Consider the following 5,498-nt stretch of genomic DNA (forward strand, 5'->3'; position numbering starts at 1 on the left):
TGTCTTTACTTAGATGGGGAAAATATTTTTCGTTCGAATAAAGATGATTATTTAAAAATTCATGTGGTAGAATTTGTCAGTAGAATTATGAAAGCTCAGACTAATTCTTGGAATAAATCAATCCAATTTCAAAATATTTGGTTTGAAGGTAATGCAAATAGTGAACCTTGGAAGAAACCTATTTTAGGAAAATTGAGTATAGAATGGGTTATTAAGAACTTGAGTCATTATAATGAATATAATGAATTAAAAAACCGCCTTTGGAATACTCCTAATGCCATAAAAGAATTAAAAAAGATGATAAAAAGAATGACAATAGAGAGCGATGTTAATTTAAGACTTCCAAAAAAAGAAGGAGAGACTGTTTTGTTCGGTGTTACTTCTGAAAAAATAAAAGAATATGAAGTTCCACAACCTAAACTTAATAAAGAAGTACGTAAAGAAAAAATGCCTTTATTTGAAAGATTTTATTACCAATCAAAAAGTTATGTTTTTAATAAATTTTTCGACCCTTTAGATGATTTAACAGGTGCATTAGGCTCTTTTTTATTTCGTGTTATAGCATTAGGTGAAATTATGAAAGAAGGGGATAGATATAAAATAACTATTAAAAAAATAGGTATTTATGTAAAGGATAGTTTTGATTTTATATCAGAAGGAGAAGGGTTAGGAATATGGTCTATTTCTAAGAATAGTGTCATGCGTAGTCCATATGTTTTTAATGAATATTATGAAATAGATAATAAATCTTATTGAGATTATAGAGAGGAATATAAAAAAGGAATGGATTTTAATGTTTATTCTGATATTGAGTACACTGATGTTAAACCTTACTTTTTTTATGCAAACAAAAATGAACTGGAATAAAATTAAATATAGTCTCTTTTTTTATATAGGAGCGAGTATATTATATTTTTCTTTGCGTATAATTTTAAAAAGAGAAATAATTATAGCTGCTCCTTTAAGCAGTGCTTTCCATTGGAAATATCCTAATACATTAATAGGATTATTTACATTTGCTTTGTATATAACAATGTATCTTTTTAAACCGATAAAAAAGGATACTTTTTGGTTTTATATAAAATTTTATTCTATTTGGTTGGAGATATCTGTGTTTTTTTCTATTCTTTTTTGGGCTTATATTGGTTACTATCCAGATATAAATGCAGCAGTTAATAGAATAGTAGATGATTTTTGGAATATGTTTATAACAGCTAATGTTATTATAATTCTTTCATTCCCATATAATATATGTGTATTTATTCTGTCCTTTTTCTTGATAAGAAAGTATAGTAAAGCATAAAGAGTTTAAGTTCGGAGGTCAAATATTGAAGCCCTGAGGTAAATTAATTGTAAAATAAATATTATGGGAATTTTTAAGAAAGCTAATAACATATATATCACAGTTCGTGACACTTATACTATAAGAGCTGGCACTTCTTATGAAGAAGCTGAAGAAGTAACTATTACAGCTACAGAAGAAATAGAATTAATAAGTGCTGACAAAGTAATAATGCAAGGTTTAGAAGGAGGTGTGCAATATGGTACTGTTAACAAAGAAGAACCTAAAATTATTATGAGTTATTTTACTGACCTCAATGATAAAATTTTGGGAAATAGAGGAAAGATAGGAGAGGAAGTCTATTTAGTGATAGAAGGTAAAAATCTTGCAGGAAAAGAAGCTAATTTAGATTTAACCGATAATGAAATAGATTTTGAATATAATGGCGAACGCTTGGAAAATGATATTCTCAAAGGATATGTTTTCAAAAATGATAAAACAGAACGCATCAAACTAAAAATAATAGAACAAAAAAATAACTAAACTATGGCAGGTATAAGAATAACACTAAAAGAAACAGGACAGCAATCCATAGCCAGACTATGGGTTGCTGGAGTAACAAGTAAAATTATAAAAGGTTATTGGGTCAATTCTAAAGGAGAAAAGATAACACTTCATCCTTATGATGAACCTGATTTTCTATATTTCTATTTTGAAAGTATAGAAGAGTCCATTGGAAAGAAAGTAGTATATGAACTTTTCGATTCAGATTTAGGGATAGCTAATGATGATTCTCTATATAAAGGAGAATATATTATTTCAGAAACAAATAATACAATAATTATTCCTCTAACTCCTGAACTTTTTCAAAAAGGAAAAGATAATATTACAGAGTTTCTGACTATGGAAAGGAAAGATAATATTTTGAAAATCTATATAAAATTTAAAGTAGAAGATGATAGAAGTTATGAATTCCCTACAAATGATAGTGACTACCTAAAGATACACGTAATAGAATTTGTCCCTAAAGTTATGAGAAAACTATCTTGGACGTATGGAGAAGAACTACAAAATATATGGTTTAGAGGATATCCTAATAAAAAACCTTGGAAAGAAGTTATTTTAGGAGTTATAAAAATGGATTGGGTTTTAAGTTTTCCAAGAGTAAAGAAAGTATATGATAATTTAGTAAATAATCTTTGGAAAGAAGAAAAAGCTATAAACATTCTAAAGAAAATGATAAAGCGAATGACTCAAGACAACAATATTGGATTAAAACTTCCTAAAGAAAATTGGCAAACAGTTTCTTTTGGTGTCACTTCGGACAGATTAATAGAATATGAGAATGTAGAACAACCTAAAGATAATTACAAACAACATACAGAAAAGATGCCTCTTTTTGAGAGATTTTATTACACTTCTACTAACTATAAAATTACTGATCTGTTCAAACTTAATCTATCAGAACCTTTAGATGATTTAACAGCAACATTAGGTTCATTCAATTTCCGAGTAATAGCATTAGGAATCATAACTAAAACAACTGAAGGTTTCCTTATCAAGATAAATAAAATAGGGGTTTATATAGAAGATAGTTTTGACTTTATCACAAAAGATGAAGGTTTAGGGGATTGGAATATTACTAAGAATAAAGTACAGCCAATATATCCTCTTGTAGAGCCCCCTTTTGGATCTTATAGAATAACAAATGAGTCCTATCAAAAATATAGAAAAGATTATGGAAAGGGGATGGATTTTAATGTTTATTCAGATATAAAATACATTGACAAAACAAAAGATAATATTTTTTATGCAACAGAAAAAGAGTTATCCTAAGTGGATGAAAAATATACTTTTAGGAAGTATATTTGCTATATTAAACTTAGTAATTTATCTAATCTATGAAATAATTACTTCTGATATTGACTATTATTTTAATAAGAGAGATCCATATTTCCTCTATATGATTGTATCATCAATTCTATTCCCAATATTCCTATTTTTATTTGAGTATAGAAAAAAGAGAAAATATTTTTATTTATTTTTTTATATCTGGTGGGTTGTAACTACATTCATCATAATAGGTGCTTTTTCTTCTTATTTTGAGATCATTTATTTAGAAAAATATGAAAGACAAATATTACAGAACGAAGATGTTATTAATTACATTCTAATAAAAACCTACAAAAGCGTTATAGTTGTATCTGCTCTTATACCTAGATGGATTAATTTTTGTATTTTCATAATATCTTTTTCTTTATTAAGGAAGTATGTAGAATAATGTACAAATCCACTGCTCTAATAAGCCGTATCAATCGCTTTTTTGGTACAGGTTAGACAGTACAAATATAGCTTTATAATAGAAGAGATTTCTATAACAAAAATTTGGGAAGAAATAAAGGATTCTTTTGATTTTGTAGATAGTAAATTTGATATTTTTTCTCCTCCAATTTATCTTAGCCAGCCTTTAGGTTATTGGGATTTTATTAATAACAAAGTGTCAAAAAATATATTTTCAAATGGATTATATATAACTAATGAATCATATCAGAAATATCAAAATGACACAGGAAAAGGAGGGGACTTTAGGTTAATATCTGATTATGAAGAAATAGATGTTAATTTTTCTTTTAATGTAAAAAGAGACCCTTTAACTGGTGGTTTTAATCAAATATAGTAAGTATGAAATCTATTATTATCATATTTTTAAGCACCTTTGCTCTAAATATTATTCCATTTCTATTGTTGAACCTATTTAAAATAAAGGTTGAAAAGCTTAATGCTTTTGTAGGTGTAGTAAATATAATTTTTTCTTTTTTCTGTGTATTACACTTATATGATTGTATTGAGGCAACGAGGGATATCTATAAATCTTTCTTTAAAAGTACTTTTATTGTATTATCAATCTCAATATTCTTTATATTATTCAATATACTATATATGTGTACATTTCAAAGAACAAAAGTTTATGCTAATATTATTAGTTTTTTCTGTTTTTGTTTACTTATAGCAACTATTTATAATTTCTTCAAATATTTACCGTACAAAAAATATGAGACTATAGAATTAGAACTAGATAAAGATTTTTTAATGCCTGCTCCTTTATTGAATTTTATTATTAATATTGTAATATCACTTTTTCTTATTTTGCTCATTAAAATAAAACAGAATAAGTAAGGTGGTATATCCCGATACAGCTGTGCCAAATCCCCTAAAATGGACAGAAAGAGTATTCTTACAATTTATTGTATAATGATTTAGAAGAGATAAAAGCAAAATTAATAAGTGAGAAAAAATACAATTCTCTCTCCTCTAATGAAAAACTAATTTTAGAAATTCCTCTATCAATGTGGGGAAGAACTTGGGGATATGGAGCAATTTTTTTATATAATTGGTTTGTAGGAGGAGGAGACATTACTATGGATAATAATTTGTTTAACTTCTTAGATAAATGGGAAAAATATAAAAAGAGAAAAGTAGATTTCTTTAATTTTATAAACATTCATAAATATAAAAAAATAAAAGAAGCAATAAACGAAGGAGATGATTTTCGATTATATTCATTAAAAGACATAAGAATGTACATATTAAAAACGAGCATAGAAAATAATTTTCTAGTACAAAAAAAATTCCAAGATAGTTATAATTATACAAATTTTTCACGTCTCAATCTCCTTATAGAAAAATTTGAAAATATAAATGACCGCCATATAGCTTCTTTTGGTACTATTGGATTTAGTTATATCTTTGAAGGAGAATATAGTCCAGAGAATAAAGAACTCAAAATTTTCAATATTTGGGAGTTAATAAATGACGGATTTAATTTCGATGATTCTAAAAAATTTATGTTTTTCTTTAGCCAGCCCCTAGGAACTTGGGACAAATCTATTTTTAAGCCATTTGGTAATGTTTCTAAATTTGTAACTAATCCAATGAATGAAATCTATACAAACAATGAAACTTTCACTTCTTTCAAGAGAAAAACAGGGATAGGGAAAGATTATAGAATAACAGGAACTAGAATCTTAGGAAATAAATTTATTTCCAAAATAAAAATAAATAAAGATTTTGTTATATATGAAATTGTATATCTGTAATCACTCATAAGCTGTAATATTGGCTAAAACCAATCTGTCAAATAAATGCTCTGCAAAGTAACGACGATTGAGCTTGTAAACAAATTCGTCTAAGTATAATTGTAAATACTCCCGTTTGA

General features: G+C 26.5%; 6 protein-coding genes and 1 pseudogene. 6 read left to right on the forward strand and 1 reads right to left on the reverse strand.

From position 1 onward, the window contains the following. The 6 genes from OO775_RS01915 to OO775_RS01940 all read left to right on the forward strand — a co-directional run. The coding region (locus OO775_RS01915; protein WP_264845323.1) for a DUF6402 family protein at positions 1 to 756 on the forward strand (756 nt) is incomplete at its 5' end. A 97-nt stretch (positions 757 to 853) separates the two neighbouring features. Continuing rightward, complete coding sequence (locus OO775_RS01920; protein ID WP_264845324.1) at positions 854 to 1,303, forward strand: hypothetical protein; 450 nt, start codon at positions 854 to 856, stop codon at positions 1,301 to 1,303. A gap of 63 nt (positions 1,304 to 1,366) precedes the next feature. Further along, positions 1,367 to 1,825 (forward strand): hypothetical protein, encoded by a 459-nt coding sequence (locus OO775_RS01925; protein WP_264845325.1) that lies wholly within the window; start codon positions 1,367 to 1,369, stop codon positions 1,823 to 1,825. A gap of 3 nt (positions 1,826 to 1,828) precedes the next feature. After that, a complete protein-coding gene (locus OO775_RS01930) occupies positions 1,829 to 3,118 on the forward strand; it encodes a DUF6402 family protein (protein ID WP_264845326.1) in 1,290 nt (429 codons plus the stop codon). 487 nt (positions 3,119 to 3,605) lie between these two features. Then, entirely contained in the window at positions 3,606 to 3,959 is a 354-nt protein-coding gene (locus tag OO775_RS01935; protein ID WP_264845327.1) for a DUF6402 family protein, read from the forward strand. 568 nt (positions 3,960 to 4,527) lie between these two features. Continuing rightward, positions 4,528 to 5,379: a hypothetical protein gene (locus OO775_RS01940; protein ID WP_264845328.1), complete on the forward strand. Its 852-nt coding sequence runs from the start codon at positions 4,528 to 4,530 to the stop codon at positions 5,377 to 5,379. Here the strand turns inward: OO775_RS01940 and OO775_RS01945 are convergent. Next, a pseudogene (locus OO775_RS01945) lies at positions 5,380 to 5,498 on the reverse strand (IS1595 family transposase); the annotation flags it as partial.

Origin of the sequence: Capnocytophaga catalasegens, from assembly GCF_026005215.1 — a bacterium.
GTDB lineage: Bacteria > Bacteroidota > Bacteroidia > Flavobacteriales > Flavobacteriaceae > Capnocytophaga > Capnocytophaga catalasegens.

Coding starts and splice junctions, on each gene's coding strand:
- OO775_RS01930 (WP_264845326.1), top strand. CDS start 1,829: ATGGCAGGTATAAGAATAACACTAAAAGAAACAGGACAGCAATCCATA.
- OO775_RS01925 (WP_264845325.1), top strand. CDS start 1,367: ATGGGAATTTTTAAGAAAGCTAATAACATATATATCACAGTTCGTGAC.
- OO775_RS01920 (WP_264845324.1), top strand. CDS start 854: ATGAACTGGAATAAAATTAAATATAGTCTCTTTTTTTATATAGGAGCG.